This window comes from Methylocapsa acidiphila B2 (assembly GCF_000427445.1).
In the GTDB taxonomy this organism is placed as follows: Bacteria; Pseudomonadota; Alphaproteobacteria; order Rhizobiales; family Beijerinckiaceae; genus Methylocapsa; species Methylocapsa acidiphila.
In genome coordinates, this window is record NZ_KE386496.1 from 913,679 (window position 1) to 929,157 (window position 15,479).

Here is a 15,479-nt window from a genome sequence, read left to right on the forward strand (position 1 = left end):
GACGAGACGAGCGCATTCTCGAAATTCTTCGGCCTATCCAGTCGGATCCCGCCGATGTGAAGTCGGATATTCGCAAGGTCCGAGGCTGCGTAGGCGACGTGCAGATAGAGCACGGTCTGCATCGTGTAGAACTCGCCGATCACTCACGATGAAATGAGCCACCATGCCCGCCAATATTCTCATGCCCGCGCTGTCGCCCACCATGGAGAAGGGCAATCTCGTCCGCTGGCTGAAGAAGGAAGGCGATAAGGTCAGATCAGGCGACGTGCTCGCCGAGATCGAGACCGACAAAGCGACCATGGAGGTGGAGGCGGTCGACGAAGGGATTCTCGCCAAGATCGTCGTGCCCGAAGGGACCGCCAACGTGCCGGTCAATGACGTTATCGGCTTGATCGCAGAGGAGGGCGAGGAGGCCGGCGAGGTCGCATCGCCGCAGCCGTCGGTCGCGGCCGCCCCCAGCGCTGCGCCAACTGAGCCTGAGCCGCGCTTGGAGAGGGCCCCGGCTCCGGCGTCCGCGCCCTCTCACAACGGCGAGGCCGGACCTCGCCTTTTCGCCTCCCCGCTGGCGCGCCGCATCGCCAAGGAGGCGGGGCTCGATCTCGCCGGCGTGACGGGGTCTGGGCCGCATGGCCGCATCGTCGAGCGCGACGTGAAGACGGCTCTGGCGCGGCCCTCGGCGCCGGCTCCCGCCGAAGAAGCGCGCCCGACATCGGCCCCGATGAGCCAGGCGCCGGCAGGCGAGCCCTCAGCGCGCGGCGACATGATCAAATCAAATTTCGCGCCCGGCTCCTTTGACGAAATTCCGCATGATTCCATGCGCCGGACGATCGCGCGGCGGCTCGTCGAAGCGAGCCAGACGATCCCGCATTTCTACCTTTCGATCGATTGTCGCCTCGATGCGCTTTTGAGCCTGCGCGAAGCGATCAATTCAGTCGCGCCCAAGGACAAGGACGGGGCGCCGGCCTATAAAATCTCGGTCAATGATTTCATCATCAAAGCCTTGGCGCTGGCGTTGATTCGCGTGCCGGACGCCAATGTGACTTGGACCGAAACCGCCATGCTGAAGCATCACTCCGCCGATGTCGGCGTGGCGGTCGCCATCCCGGGCGGCTTGATCACGCCCATCGTTCGCGGCGCCGAGAGCAAGACGCTCTCCGTCATTTCCAATGAGATGAAGGATCTCGCGGCGCGCGCGCGCGCGCGCAAGTTAAAGCCTGCGGAATATCAGGGCGGCTCGGCCTCGGTCTCCAATCTCGGCATGGTGGGGATCAAGAATTTCTCCGCCATCATCAATCCGCCGCAGGCTTCCATCCTCGCCGTCGGCGCGGCGGAGCAACGGGCGGTGGTGGAGAAGGGCGCGCTGGCGGTCGCCACGCTCATGAGCGTGACCCTTTCGACCGATCATCGCGCGATCGACGGCGCTTTGGGGGCGGAGCTTCTCGCCGTCTTCAAGAGTCTGATCGAGAATCCGATGGGGATGCTGGTTTAGGCGACGACGTCAGACCGCTTCCGCGCCGGCTTGTCCGCGCGGAGGCCCCCGAATTTGGGACATGCATCAGCGAGGCGTCCGTGGCGAGCCCTTACGACATTCTGATCATCGGAGGCGGACCCGGCGGCTATGTCGCCGCGATCCGCGCGGCGCAGCTTGGCTTCAAGACCGCGCTCGTTGAGCGCGAGCATTTGGGCGGCATCTGCCTGAACTGGGGCTGCATCCCGACCAAGGCGTTGCTCCGCTCCGCCGAAATCTATCATTATTTGGCGCACGCCAAGGATTATGGCCTCACGATCGAAGGCAGGATCGGCTTCGATCCGGCCGCGATCGTCAAGCGCTCCCGCGCCGTCTCGGGGCAGCTCAATAGCGGCGTGGGCTTTCTCCTCAAGAAGAACAAGGTCGACGTCATCTGGGGCGAGGCGGAGATCGTCAAACCCGGCGAGGTCCTCGTCCGCCCCTCAAAAAAATCGCCGATGCAGCCGCAGGCGCCGGTTCCGAAGGGCGTTCTCGGCGCGGGGTCCTATCAGGCCAAGAACATCATCATCGCCACCGGCGCGCGGCCGCGCGTACTGCCCGGCCTCGAGCCGGACCGCCGGCTGGTCTGGACGTATTTCGAGGCCATGGTTCCCGAAAAATTTCCAAAATCGCTTCTCGTGATGGGCTCGGGCGCGATCGGAATTGAATTCGCGTCCTTCTATCGCACCATGGGCGCCGAGGTGACCGTCGTCGAGGTGCTTCCGCAGATCCTGCCGGTCGAGGACGCCGAGATCGCCGCCTTCGCCCGCAAGCAATTCGAAAAGCAGGGGATCAAGTTCCTCACTTCCGCCAAGGTGACGAAGATCGAGAAGCAGGCCGACGGGCTCGTGGCGACGGCGGAGGAAGCGGGCGGCCCGGTCCAAACGCTCGCCGCCGAGCGTATGATTTCGGCCGTTGGCGTCGTCGGCAATGTCGAAAATCTCGGGCTTGAAAAGCTCGGCCTCGCCCTGGAGCGGGGCCTCATCAAGACCGATGGCTTCGGCCGCACCAATTTGGCCGGACTCTACGCCATCGGCGATGTCGCGGGTCCCCCCATGCTCGCCCATAAGGCCGAGCATGAAGGTGTGATCTGCGTCGAGGCGATCAAGGGCCTGGGTCCGCACCCACTCGATAAATCGATGATCCCCGGCTGCACCTATTGCAATCCGCAGGTGGCTTCGGTCGGCCTCACCGAGGCCAAAGCGAAGGAGGCGGGCTTCCAAATCCGGATCGGCCGCTTCCCGTTCATCGGCAATGGCAAGGCGATCGCGCTTGGCGAGCCGGACGGGCTCGTGAAGACAATTTTCGACGCCAGCTCTGGCAAGCTACTCGGCGCCCATATGGTTGGCGCCGAGGTCACCGAATTGATTCAGGGCTTTGTCGTCGCCATGAATTGCGAGACGACTGAAGTGGAACTGATCAATTCAATCTTCCCGCATCCGACAATTTCGGAGACCATGCATGAAAGCGTGCTCGACGCCTATGGACGAGTCATCCACATGTGACGCGCTGAAGTTGGAGGTTGAGATGACGGCTCGCCATTTGGCTCTTGGTTTTGCACTCGCCGTCGCATGTTGGCGTGCTTCCTCGCCGGCGCTCGCTGAGGCGCCGAATTTCGCGAATGTGCTCTCCGCCGTCACCTTGGATTTTGCCGGCGGTGGACAGCAAGATCGCGCGGTGCTGGTGCAGAATGCGGATGACGGCGCCGATCTCTATATTTATCTCGTCAAGGACGAGGCGGACTCCGAACGTAGTTGGACGCTTGCGGAGCTCAAGAAGAACCTGGTCTTCAGCGGGGCCATGTGGGGTCAACTCCCTTCGCTCGACGTCAATGGCAAAGGATCGCTGCTCATCAAATCGGAAAACGAGGGCGTTGGCCGGGACAGATGGAGCCAAACCCTGACCGTCGTTTATCGCAACAACGCGTTTCTCATTGGCGGGATCGCCTATACGGCAAGGGACACGATCGATCTCAAGGCCGGAGGCGCTTGCGATCTCAACCTTCTCTCGGGCAAAGGGACTCGCAACGGCAAGCCGATCGAAGGCAAGCTTGCGCCGATCAAGCTCGCCGATTGGTCGGATGAAAAGCTGCCCAAGGAATGCCAGTTTTGACCGCGCGGCCTCCGGACGTGGATCGTCGATAGGCGCGCCTGAACGCGTGGCTCTACGAGCTTGGCAGCCAGGTTTCGCCGGCCTTGTGATAGCTCTTCTTGACGGCCGCCCAGGCGACCCGAAAGGCGATTTCTTCCTGGCGCCGATCGTCTCGATATTCTTCATAGGCGCTGTTGAACGCGGCGCGAAAAATATCCTGCGCATGTGCCGGCAGATGATCGCGCACGGAGGGCGGCAGGTCGTCGTTGCTTGGATAGGGCATTGGGACGACTCGAAAGTGAATGCGGCGCTTTTGGGCGTTGGCCAACACTTCGCCTGCGCTCGGAGCGTCAATCGATGCGATGTCGCTATAGGTAGGTGAATTTTGCGTGACGCCCACTTATCTTTGTGGAGCGTAATGAGCCGCTCGGCGCGCCTCGGACTGCGCGGTCATGGAGAAAATGACACATGGCTTTGGACTCCGATGTGCTTCGCCCGAGCCGTGGCCTCGATGTTCCCCTGCGCCATCCTGAAAAGGCGCATCGGCCGGACCAGCCCGCGCCGCGCAAGCCCGACTGGATCAGGGTGAAAGCGCCAAATTCGCCGCAATGGGCTGAGACCCGCGCGATCGTGAAGAAGCATGGCCTCGTCACCGTCTGCGAGGAGGCGGGGTGCCCGAACATCGGCGAGTGTTGGGCTAAAAAGCACGCGACCTTCATGATCATGGGCGACACCTGCACGCGGGCCTGCGCCTTCTGCAACGTCAAGACTGGACTGCCGCGCGCGCTCGATCCCAGCGAGCCGGCCTCTGTCGCCGACGCCGTCGCCAAGCTCGGCCTCTCCCATGTCGTCATTACTTCCGTCGATCGCGACGATCTCGCCGATGGCGGGGCAGGGCATTTCGCCGAGGTGATCAGAGCCATTCGCGCCGCGAGCGCGGCGACGATTGAGGTTCTGACGCCCGATTTTCTGCGCAAGCCGGGCGCGCTGGAGACGGTCGTCGCCGCCAAGCCAGACGTGTTCAATCATAATCTAGAGACTGTGCCTTCGAAATATCTCGACGTCCGTCCCGGCGCCCGCTATTTCCACTCAGTCCGGCTCTTGCAGCGGGTCAAGGAGCTCGACCCGGAAATGTTCACCAAGTCCGGAATCATGGTCGGCCTCGGCGAAGAGCGCCATGAAGTCCTGCAGCTCATGGATGATCTTCGCGTGGCGGATGTGGATTTCCTGACCATCGGCCAATATCTCCAACCGACCAAAAAGCACCATTCCGTCGCGCGTTTCGTCGAGCCGGAGGAATTCGCCGGCTATGCGAGCCATGCCCTCGCCAAGGGGTTTCTCCTCGTCTCGGCCTCGCCGCTGACCCGCTCGTCTCACCATGCTGGGGAGGATTTCGCTCGGCTGCAGGCGCGGCGCTGGCGTCGTGACGCCCCGCCTGAACAGATCGAGCTCTAACGAGACGCCGCATGTTCTGACCGAAAAAGTCGTTCGACTTTTCCGGAACATGCTCTAGAGCATTGCCTCCTAAAGTCGAGCTTAACCCCTTGGCCGAGCGCCGAAACGCGTGGCCTCAATCTTATGCTGTGACGCCGCGTGCCTTCCTTTCAGACGATCCACAAGGTCCGCCACAGCGCGGCCGAAATGTTCGAACTCGTGTCCAATGTGGAGGCCTATCCGCAATTCGTGCCGCTTTGCCTCGCCCTGCGCGTGAAGCGCCGCAAGGAGGCGAATGAGGTCGTGATGCTGATCGCGGATATGCAGGTCGGCTATAAGGCGATCCGCGAAACCTTCACGAGTCGGGTGACCTGCGATCGAGCACAGCTCGAGATCCTCGTCGAATATATCGACGGGCCCTTCAAGCATCTTCAAAATCGTTGGAGCTTTCGCGATCTCGACGAGGGACGGGCCTGTCAGATCGGTTTCCACATCGACTATGAATTCAGGAGCCGCGCTCTCGGACTGTTGATGGGCGGCATGTTCGACGCGGCGTTTCGGAAATTCGCAGATGCTTTCGAGCGCCGGGCGGATGTCGTCTATGGCGCGGCGCCAGCGGCGTCGCTCAATCACCGATCCGAAATTTAAGCCGCGGCCTTGTGGAGCAGCTCAAGAGCCAGCGCAAGCGAGGCTAAGCGCACGCCGTCTCGCCCGAGATCGCCGAAGCGCCTTTCCACGGCGATGATCTCGCGGTCTTTGCGCCCGTAGGCAAAATGGACGAGGCCGACCGGCTTTTCGGCCGAGCCTCCGCCAGGCCCGGCGATTCCGGTGATGGAAACGGCGATGTCGGCGCGAGAATGCGCCAATGCGCCGGCCGCCATAGCGATGGCGACCTCCGGGCTGACCGCGCCACAAGCTTCAAGGAGGATAGGGGCGACGCCGAGTGATTCGATTTTCGCCGTATTGGAATAGGTGACGAAGCCGCGCTCGAAGACGTCGGAGGAGCCCGGGATCTCGGTGATCAGAGCGGCGACGAGGCCGCCGGTGCAGGATTCAGCCGTGGCCAAGGCCAAACCTGCCGAGCGGCACTGCGTGATGAGCGCCGCAGCCCTGTCTCGCAGATCTCGATCGAACATGGCGCGGATCCTTCGGCGAAAATCAGATCGGCAGCCGGACGGTCGCGATCGCCAGCGAGGCGATGCCTTCCTCGCGCCCGGTGAAACCGAGCCGCTCGGAGGTCGTCGCCTTGATCGCCACGCGGTCGATCTGAATGTTCATGATCTCCGCCAGACTCGCCCGGATGGCGTCGCGATGTGGTCCGACCTTCGGCCTCTCGCAAACCACGGTCGCATCGACATGGGCGATCATGCCGCCCCGCGCGCGCACTTTGGCGGCGGCGGCGGCGAGGAATATTTTCGACGCGGCGCCGCGCCATTGTGGATCGGAGGGCGGGAAATGGCTTCCTATGTCGCCGTCAGCCAGGGCGCCGAGCAGGGCGTCCGTGATCGCATGACTTAAGACATCGGCGTCAGAGTGGCCGAGAAGCCCATGATCATGCGGGACTTTTAACCCGCCGAGCCAAATATGGTCGCCGGGGCCAAAGGCATGGACGTCATAGCCTTGTCCGTTTCGGACATCCTGCAACTCGCGAATGAGCCGCGCCTCGGCGATTGCGAGATCTTCGGCGCTGGTGACTTTCATATTCGCGCTGTCCCCCTCGAATACATGGACGCGATAGCCCGCCCATTCGGCGATGGCGCCATCGTCCGTAAGATCGCATTCACCCGCCGCCGCCGCCTTTCGATGCGCGGCGAGAATGAGATCGAAGTGAAAGGCCTGCGGGGTCTGGACCGCCCGCAGGCGCGCCCGCGCCGGCGTGGCGACGACGCCGCTCTCTGCGTCGACCTCTTTGATCGTGTCCGTCACGAGGACGCCAGGAATGGCGGCGCCATGCGCCTTGGCGGCGGCGATGGCGCGCTCAATTAATTCAGAGCTCGCAAAAAGTCGTGCAGCATCATGAATTAAAACAAATTTTGGAATTTCTGCTTCGGCCGAGCGCAAAGCCTCAAGTCCGCCGAGCACGCTTGCCTGCCGGGTCGCCCCGCCAAAAGCCGGATCCCGCAACCGGCCGCGGAGCTTCGCATCGAGCCCGGCGATGCTCTCCAAATAGAGATCCTGATCGTCGGGGTGAATCACGGGCAGAATGATGGCGTCAGGCGCCGCCCGATGAAGCGCGGCTAGGCTGTGTGCAAGAATCGGCCGGCCGGCGAGGCTTCTATATTGTTTCGGACGTCCGCCGCCGATGCGCGATCCGCGGCCGGCGGCGACGACGAGGATCGCTAAATCGGAGATGACGGTCATGAGTCGGGCTTTAACGCCGTGGGTAAGGACGCAAGATTGGGCCTTTCCTCTCTTTTTTGGCGGCCCCCGTCAAATTTTCGCTCGCTGACAATTATATGGGCGCCATCCCTATTGCGGCGCCGCACCAAATGACTATGATCTAAGCATGGATCGAACTGCTAACGATTTAGGCGATGCTTTTCAGGACTCTGCCTTGAAAATCGGCTCTGTGTCCGTGATCGGTCGCGCCTTCCTTGCACCCATGTCGGGCGTGACCGATGTCGGCATGCGCCGGATCGCGCATGATTTCGGCGCGGCGCTAACCTTCACGGAGATGGTCGCCGCCGATCAATATGCGCGGGGCGACGCCGCAAACAGGCTCAAGGCCGAAGGCGCTGGCGTCAACGTCCATGCCGTGCAAATTGCCGGTTGCGAGCCTTGGGCGATGGCGGAAGCCGCCCGCCTTGCGCAGGATTCGGGCGCCGCGATCATCGACATCAATATGGGCTGTCCGGCCAAAAGCGTGACAAACGGCTATGCCGGATCGCATCTGATGCGTGATCTCGATCTAGCGCTCGCATTGATCCGCGCGACCGTCCAGGCGGCGCGCGTGCCGGTCACGCTCAAGATGAGGCTCGGCTGGGATCAAGGTTCGATGAACGCCGCCGATCTCGGCCGGATCGCCGAGGCTGAGGGCGTTGCGATGCTGACGGTGCATGGACGCACGCGTCAGCAGTTTTATGCGGGAAAAGCCGATTGGGCCGCCATTCGCCTCGTAAAGGAGGCGGTCGCCATTCCCGTCGTCGCGAATGGCGATTGCACGAGCGCGGCCGATGCCGCCTCCATGCTGGCGCAATCAGGAGCCGACGCGGTTATGATCGGTCGGTCCGCGATCGGCCGGCCCTGGTTCGTCGGCGAGGTCGCGCATTTTCTGGCGCGAAAGACTGAGCGCCGTCCGTTGCCGGGGGCCGTCCGCGGCGATGCGGCCATCGCTCATTATGAAAGCCTGCTCGAGAGGCTCGGGGCGGCGCAAGGCGTGCGCCACGCCCGCAAACATCTTGCCGCTTATGCCGAATGGTCCGGCGCGACCAACGCCGCGACGCTGCGCCGGCAACTCGTCGCGCTCGACCGACCAAGCTCGGTCAAAGCCATTTTGCGCGAATTATTTGACCATCCTCCGTTGACCGAGGCGGCGGCATGACGACGAGCTTTTGCAATTCACCTGCTGACAGGGTGCCTATGGCTCCAAATCCGGCTCCTCCCTCAGGCGATTCCGCTCAGCTTTTGAACGCCTTGCCGCATCCGGTCCTGGCCATTTTGCCAAATGGGGCCGTCGCCGAGGCCAACGCGGCGGCGGAGGCCTTTTTCGGCATGAGCCGGACCTCCTTGCGGCACCAGAAGTTGGCCGAGCTCGTGCCGGATGATTCGCCGGTTCTGTCGCTCATCTCTCAGGTCATGACGCGCGGCGCGGCGATCAATGAATATCGCGTCGATCTTGGCCTCGCGAAGATCCCGGGTGAAAAATTAGTCGACATCTTCGTGACGCCCTTGCCGCAAGTAGGAGAGGGCGTTGTGGTCATGCTGCAAGAGCGCTCGCTTGCGGAAAAAATCGATCGTCAGCTCACTCATCGCGGCGCCGCGCGATCGGTCGCAGCCATGGCTTCGACCCTCGCCCATGAAATCAAGAATCCTCTGTCCGGCATCCGCGGCGCTGCGCAATTGCTCGAGGCCGAGGCGAGCGACGCCGACCGGGCCTTGACGAGGCTCATCTGCGAGGAGACCGACCGGATCGTGAAGCTTGTCGACCGGATGAGCGCCTTTTCCGACGAGCGGCCGATCGAGCGGGAGAGCGTCAATATTCACGAAATACTGGATCACGTGAAGAAAGTGGCGCAAGTCGGCTTCGCGCGCCACATTCACTTCAAGGAGACCTATGACCCGTCGCTTCCGCCGGTGCTCGGCAGCCGGGATCAGCTCATTCAGATCTTTTTGAATTTGGTGAAGAACGCTGCGGAAGCCATTGGCGAAGAAAGCTCCGATGGGGAAATCGAACTCACCACCGCCTATCGGCCAGGGGTTCGCCTGCAGCTTCCCGGCTCGAGCGCGCCGGTTAGTCTACCTTTAGAGTTTTGCGTTCGCGACAATGGGCCGGGCATCGCCGAAGAAGTATTGCCCTGTCTATTCGATCCGTTCGTCACGACAAAGGTGTCCGGAACTGGCCTTGGACTTGCATTGGTAGCCAAAATAGTTGGCGATCATGGCGGCACCATCGAATGCGAAACAAACGCGCGCCGCACGACCTTCAGGGTGCTCATGCCCCGCTATGCGCCGCGTGATGGGCGTGGCGCATCGCGCAGGTGACGCCGGCGCTCTTCAAGAGCCATTGTCGAGCGCCTCGGCGGGATCGACTGGCGGACGCGCCAAATGCTGGGGGGTGGAGCGTGCTCTGATCGTCCCTGCTTGAAATTATTACGCTGCGGCGATCTCGCTCCGCCGTTTCAAACCCGTGTCGGCGCCGCCTGGCGATTTGGCCGCGCTGATTTTACGCCCGCAGGAGACGCCTCGTGATGGCAACCGGAAATATCCTGATCGCTGATGACGACACCGCCATTCGCACGGTCCTGAGTCAGGCCCTGTCGCGCGCGGGCTATGACGTGCGCACAACCGGCACGGCGGCCACGCTTTGGCGCTGGGTGCAGTCGGGCGACGGCGATCTCGTCATCACCGACGTCGTCATGCCGGACGAAAATGCGTTCGAGCTGCTGCCGAAAATGAAAAAGCTTCGGCCGGATCTGCCGATCATTGTGATGAGCGCGCAAAATACCTTCATGACGGCGATCAAGGCTTCGGAACGCGGGGCCTATGACTATCTGCCGAAGCCCTTCGATCTCCGGGAATTGGTCTCGATCGTCGGACGCGCGATGAGCGAGCCGAAAAATAGAGTCAGAGCGGAGCGCAATGAAGAACTCGAGGGCATGCCGCTCGTCGGCCGATCGCCCGCGATGCAGGAGATTTATCGCGCCCTGGCGCGGCTGATGCAGACCGACCTCACAGTCATGATCACGGGCGAATCGGGCACGGGCAAGGAACTCGTCGCCCGCGCGCTGCACGATTACGGCAAGCGCAAAAAAGGCCCGTTTGTCGCGATCAACATGGCGGCCATTCCGCGCGACCTCATCGAAAGTGAATTGTTCGGCCATGAGAAGGGCGCGTTTACCGGCGCCAATCAGCGCTCGGCGGGCCGGTTCGAACAGGCCGAAGGCGGCACCTTGTTTCTCGACGAGATCGGCGACATGCCGATGGAGGCTCAGACCCGGCTCCTGCGCGTTCTTCAGCAAAGCGAATATACGACAGTCGGCGGGCGCACCTCGATCAAGACCAATGTCCGCATCATCGCGGCGACCAATAAGGACTTGCGCATCCTGATCCAGCAGGGACTCTTCCGCGAGGATCTGTTTTTCCGCCTCAATGTCGTGCCCCTGCGCCTGCCGCCTTTGCGTGAGCGCGCTGAAGACATTGGCGATCTGGCTCAGCATTTCTTCGCGCTCGCGGCGGCGGAAGGCCTGCCCTTGAAACATATTGAGCCCGACGCCTTGGAGCGGCTCAAGCGCTACCGCTGGCCGGGCAATATCCGGGAGCTCGAGAATCTCACGCGGCGATTGGCGGCTCTTTATCCACAAGAGACCATCACGGCGCAGCTCGTGGACGCGGAGCTCTCCACCGACGCAGCTGAACTCGAGCAGGGCTTCGCCGCCGCCTTCAATTCAGCAGCGCCGATCAGGGACGGCGAGCATAGCGGATCGCTGGCGAGCGCGGTGGAGCAGCATCTTTCGGAACTGTTCCGCGGCCATGGCGACAATCTGCCGCCGCCCGGCCTTTATCACCGCGTCTTGCGCGAGCTCGAATATCCGTTGATTTCGGCTGCGCTGGCCGCGACGCGCGGCAATCAGATCAAGGCTGCCGAACTTTTGGGCCTGAACAGGAACACGCTACGTAAAAAGGTTCGCGACCTCGACATCAGGCTGATGCGGGCCCCGCGCTAGATCCGTGGAAGGCCGGCGAGGCGCGCCGCGTTCAAACGCGATGCGTTTCTGCGCGGGAGCGGTTCCATTGTTCACCGTTTTGATCGATCGCGCCCGCATGGTCATCCTGCGGTCGCCTTGTCGTCGGCGCTTCAGCGCCGGGACGTCGAGCCGCGGCTGCGTCTTGTGAAGCGCAAAGTGCGATGAGAAAAGTGTCGCTCGTTTCTGTCCTGACAGCATCGGAACATGGGTGAGCCTGAGAGAAAAGAGAAAATTTCAGCCCCGAAAATGTCGCAATTGCGCAACAGTGTGATATAAGCGCAACCTAAAGAAATTTATGCTGCATATTCTAGATATTTTGCAATATTTCCCCGACGGCCAATAGACGGCAAACAAATGGCGCCAAGTCCTTCGTCGGCCGGAACCAGCACCAAGGCGCGGTTCACCATCCGCTTCGGACCTGCGGCCGTGGTCATGGCCTTGGTCGTCGCCTTGGTCAGCTTTCTTATTTTCGCTGGCTTCACACCGATCGCCCCGCGTCCCGGCGTCCTTTTCGGGCTGTTTCTGGCGAATATCCTTTGCATTCTGCTCGTTGTGTCCTTCGTGGCGGCCGAAGCCTATGCGCTCTTCAAAGCGCGCCGAGCCGGCGTGGCGGCGGCGCAGCTTCACATACGGATTGTCGGGCTATTTTCGATCATCGCCGCAGCGCCTGCGCTTCTCATGGCCGGGGTCGGATCAGTCACGCTCGACCGCAGTCTGAACCCATCCTTCATGGCGGACGGACGCGGCTTCGTCGCCAACACGATCGACGCCGCGCGGCTGTTTCGCGAAGCGCAATGCACCTCATTGTTTCAAGAAGCGAATCTCACGGCGGGAGATCTTGACCGAGCCAAACTCATGTTCGAGGTCGACCGGCCGACCTTTCGCGAATTTTTTCGCTCGCGGGCGCGCTTTCTCGGCTTCAGCGCCGCGGCCCTTTTGAAATCGAGCGGCGAGACCATCGAGAAAGTCGACACTGGGGCTTTGTTCGGCAACGCCGTCGTGCGGCCTGACGCAAGCGATTTCGCCTATGCTCAGAAAACCAAGGACCCATCCTGCTTGATCCTCGACGAGGGGCGAACCTTCGTCGCGCTGATCGCATTAGGCTCGTTCCAGGACACGTTTCTTTATGTCGCGAGGCCAGTCGATCCGTTCACGATTCAATTTGCGCGCTCCGCGGCCAAGCTTGTTTCCCTCTACGACGGTTTCGACAGCCATAGACGCAGCATTCAGATCGCCTTTGCGACGGTCTTCGTCCTGATCGCCTTGATCATGATTCTCTCGGCGACGTGGCTCGGGCTCTCCTTCGCGAATCGCCTCGTCGCGCCGATCAGGCGCCTCATTGCGGCGGCGGACCAAATCTCGTCGGGCAATCTCGGCGTGAAGGTGCAGGTCCGCAAGTCCGAGGGAGATCTCGCCCATCTCGGCGAGACATTCAATAAAATGACCTCCGAGTTGAGGCTACAGCAGAACCGCCTCATCGCGGCGAGCAATCTCATCGATGAAAGGCGGCGCTTCACCGAAGCCGTGCTCTCCGGCGTTCCGGTCGCCGTCATCGGCGTCGGCCCCAAAGGCGAGATCACCGTGCTCAATCCTTCGGCCGAGCGCTTGATCCCGCAGGCGGGCGAGGGAGCCTCCGGCGCAGTCGGCCAGCCCCTCGAGGCGGTGCTGCCGGAAGTCAAGGAGGCGTTCGACGAAGCGCACTTCAGCCACGGACGCATAGCGCAAGGCCAAGTCTCACTTGATCGCGATGGCCTGGAACGGCTTTTCAACGTGACGGTGACCAGCGAGCCTACCGAGCGCGCTGATAAGAGCTATATCGTCACGCTCGACGACATCACGGACTTGGTGACGGCGCAAAGGACGGCGGCCTGGGCCGACGTCGCACGCCGCATCGCCCATGAGATCAGAAATCCATTGACCCCCATTCAGCTTTCGGCTGAGCGGTTGAAGCGTAAATATGGACGCCTGATCGTCCAGGATCGCGACGTCTTCGACCAGTGCACCGACACGATCGTGCGGCAGGTCGACGACATCAAACGGATGGTCGACGAATTTTCCGCCTTCGCGCGCATGCCGAGGGCGAAAGTTGAGCATGACGACCTCGGCGAATGCGTCCGACGCGTCCTTTTTCTGATGCGGGTCGCGCATCCAGACATTGTTTTCGATGAGCATTTGCCCGAGGCTCCCCTTCTTGGACAATTCGATCGGCGCCTTTTGTCCCAGGCCCTGACCAATATCGTGAAGAACGCCTGCGAGGGGATTGCGGCCCTCGCCGAGCAAGGAAGCATCGACGGACGCATCTCGGTGACGTTGTCCATGGTTGAAGGAAGCGTCGCCATCGACGTGATCGACAATGGCAAGGGTTTCCCGCGCGAGAACCGTCAAAGACTCCTTGAGCCCTACATGACGACAAGGGCCGAAGGCACCGGGCTCGGGCTTCCAATCGTCGCCAAGATCCTCGCCGATCACGGCGGCGGGCTCGAATTGCGCGACGCGCCTGAGGGCCGCGGGGCCTGGGTCAGGTTGTATTTCCCCTGGAACGACGAGACGCAGTATTTTACCGAGGCGTCGGATCAAGCCGCGGCGGTCGCGGCGCACCGAGGTTCGTGAGGACTCTATGGCGAGCGACATCTTGATCGTAGACGACGAGGCCGACATCCGCGACATCGTGTCTGGAATTTTGTCGGACGAAGGCCATGGCGCGCGGACCGCGAAAAATTCAGACGAGGCGCTGGCCGCCGTCGAGGCCAGACGGCCGAGCCTCGTCTTCCTAGACATTTGGCTGCAGGGCTCGCGTCTCGACGGCCTGCAACTGCTGAAGATCATCAAGGAGCAGAATCCGATGTTGCCGGTGGTCATGATTTCCGGCCATGGCAATATCGAAACGGCGGTCTCGGCGATCAAGCTCGGCGCCTATGACTTCATCGAGAAGCCCTTCAAGGCGGATCGCCTTGTTCTCGTCGCCGAGCGCGCGCTCGAAGCCTCGCGCCTCAAGCGCGAGGTCATTGATCTTCGGGCTCGAACCGGGGCGGCCAACCGCATTATCGGACGTTCGACCGCGATCAACCAGCTAAGGCAGGTCATCGACCGCGTCGGACCGGCAAATTCGCGGGTTCTCATCACCGGCGGGCCAGGGTCGGGCAAGGAGCTCGTGGCGAGAACCATCCACGAGGCGTCGGCGCGCGCCAGCGGTCCGTTCATCGTCATCAATTCCGCGACGATCGCGCCCGACACCATGGAGTTCGAGCTTTTCGGAGTCGAGAGCAAGGACGGCCGCAGCCGCAAGGTCGGCGCGCTGGAGGAGGCCCATGGCGGCACTCTTTACCTCGACGAGATCGCGGACATGCCGAAGGAAACGCAAGGTAAAATCCTCCGCGTTCTCGTCGAGCAGAATTTTCAGCGCGTCGGCGGAACGACCCGCGTCCATGTCGACGTCCGCATCCTGTCGTCAAGCTCGCGCGACCTGACGGCGCTCATCGCCGACGGATCCCTTCGCGAGGACCTGTTCCATCGATTATCCGTCGTGCCGGTCCGGGTGCCTTCGCTCTCCGAGCGACGCGAGGACATCTCGGAACTGATCGCCTTCTTCATGGATCAGGTTTCGGCGACGACGGGAATGCCGCGCCGCGCCATCGCCGACGACGCCATGGCCGTTCTGCAATCGCATGACTGGCCTGGCAATATCCGACAGCTCCGCAACAATGTCGAACGCCTGATGATTCTCACCGCTGGCGACCCTGAGGCCGAGATCACCGCGGACATGCTGCCGGCAGAGATCGGCGCGCTTGTGCCTTCGACTCCGAATGGCGCTGGAGGAGAAAAGCTGATGAGACTGCCCATGCGCGAGGCCCGCGAGGTCTTCGAGCGGGAATATTTGGTCGCCCAAATCAATCGCTTCGGCGGAAATATTTCGCGCACCGCTGAATTCATCGGCATGGAGCGCTCGGCCCTACATCGCAAGTTAAAGTCGCTGAGAGTCGATTGATCGCCTCCAACGTTTTCACTGCGATCGAGTGAGATCAAAAAGTCTGCGCGGCGTCTTG

13 protein-coding genes are annotated in these 15,479 nt (G+C 62.0%); 10 read left to right on the plus strand and 3 right to left on the minus strand.

What is annotated here, in order from left to right; genetic code table 11:
- The first annotated feature begins 163 nt into the window (after positions 1-163).
- From METAC_RS0105875 to METAC_RS0105885, 3 genes are all read left to right on the plus strand, one after another.
- The gene (locus METAC_RS0105875; protein ID WP_026606305.1) at positions 164-1,489 is read left to right on the plus strand and encodes a pyruvate dehydrogenase complex dihydrolipoamide acetyltransferase; all 1,326 of its coding nucleotides are present in this window, start codon (positions 164-166) and stop codon (positions 1,487-1,489) included.
- Positions 1,490-1,569: 80 nt separating this feature from the next.
- Positions 1,570-3,012: a dihydrolipoyl dehydrogenase gene (lpdA, locus tag METAC_RS0105880; RefSeq protein WP_026606306.1), complete on the plus strand. Its 1,443-nt coding sequence runs from the start codon at positions 1,570-1,572 to the stop codon at positions 3,010-3,012.
- Positions 3,013-3,034: 22 nt separating this feature from the next.
- The gene (locus METAC_RS0105885; protein ID WP_051335787.1) at positions 3,035-3,619 is read left to right on the plus strand and encodes a hypothetical protein; all 585 of its coding nucleotides are present in this window, start codon (positions 3,035-3,037) and stop codon (positions 3,617-3,619) included.
- Positions 3,620-3,671: 52 nt separating this feature from the next.
- Here METAC_RS0105885 and METAC_RS0105890 read toward each other — a convergent pair whose 3' ends face one another.
- On the minus strand, positions 3,672-3,881 hold the full coding sequence (locus tag METAC_RS0105890) for a ChaB family protein (protein ID WP_026606308.1): 210 nt from the start codon (positions 3,879-3,881) through the stop codon (positions 3,672-3,674).
- 185 nt (positions 3,882-4,066) lie between these two features.
- Between METAC_RS0105890 and lipA the strand changes: the two genes are divergently transcribed.
- Together lipA and METAC_RS0105900 are read left to right on the plus strand one after the other, a co-directional pair.
- Positions 4,067-5,053 (plus strand): lipoyl synthase, encoded by a 987-nt coding sequence (gene lipA / locus METAC_RS0105895; RefSeq protein ID WP_026606309.1) that lies wholly within the window; start codon positions 4,067-4,069, stop codon positions 5,051-5,053.
- A gap of 138 nt (positions 5,054-5,191) precedes the next feature.
- Entirely contained in the window at positions 5,192-5,680 is a 489-nt protein-coding gene (locus METAC_RS0105900) for a type II toxin-antitoxin system RatA family toxin (protein WP_026606310.1), read from the plus strand.
- Here the strand turns inward: METAC_RS0105900 and METAC_RS0105905 are convergent.
- Both METAC_RS0105905 and METAC_RS0105910 read right to left on the minus strand, forming a co-directional pair.
- Entirely contained in the window at positions 5,677-6,168 is a 492-nt protein-coding gene (locus METAC_RS0105905; protein WP_026606311.1) for a CinA family protein, read from the minus strand. The genes METAC_RS0105900 and METAC_RS0105905 overlap by 4 nt on opposite strands.
- A 22-nt stretch (positions 6,169-6,190) precedes the next feature.
- Positions 6,191-7,393, minus strand: coding sequence for a bifunctional 2-C-methyl-D-erythritol 4-phosphate cytidylyltransferase/2-C-methyl-D-erythritol 2,4-cyclodiphosphate synthase (locus METAC_RS0105910; RefSeq protein ID WP_026606312.1), 1,203 nt, complete (start codon positions 7,391-7,393; stop codon positions 6,191-6,193).
- Positions 7,394-7,586: 193 nt separating this feature from the next.
- Here METAC_RS0105910 and dusB point away from each other — a divergent pair, with 193 nt between their 5' ends.
- From dusB to ntrX, 5 genes are all read left to right on the plus strand, one after another.
- A complete protein-coding gene (gene dusB, locus METAC_RS0105920) occupies positions 7,587-8,573 on the plus strand; it encodes a tRNA dihydrouridine synthase DusB (protein ID WP_026606313.1) in 987 nt (328 codons plus the stop codon).
- A 38-nt stretch (positions 8,574-8,611) separates the two neighbouring features.
- Positions 8,612-9,733 (plus strand): two-component system sensor histidine kinase NtrB, encoded by a 1,122-nt coding sequence (locus METAC_RS0105925; protein ID WP_036255326.1) that lies wholly within the window; start codon positions 8,612-8,614, stop codon positions 9,731-9,733.
- A 206-nt stretch (positions 9,734-9,939) separates the two neighbouring features.
- Complete coding sequence (ntrC, locus tag METAC_RS0105930) at positions 9,940-11,415, plus strand: nitrogen regulation protein NR(I) (RefSeq protein ID WP_026606315.1); 1,476 nt, start codon at positions 9,940-9,942, stop codon at positions 11,413-11,415.
- A gap of 375 nt (positions 11,416-11,790) precedes the next feature.
- Positions 11,791-14,046, plus strand: coding sequence for a sensor histidine kinase NtrY-like (locus tag METAC_RS22540; protein WP_036255327.1), 2,256 nt, complete (start codon positions 11,791-11,793; stop codon positions 14,044-14,046).
- A gap of 7 nt (positions 14,047-14,053) precedes the next feature.
- Positions 14,054-15,421: a nitrogen assimilation response regulator NtrX gene (gene ntrX / locus METAC_RS0105940; protein WP_026606316.1), complete on the plus strand. Its 1,368-nt coding sequence runs from the start codon at positions 14,054-14,056 to the stop codon at positions 15,419-15,421.
- The last annotated feature ends 58 nt before the right edge of the window (positions 15,422-15,479 follow it).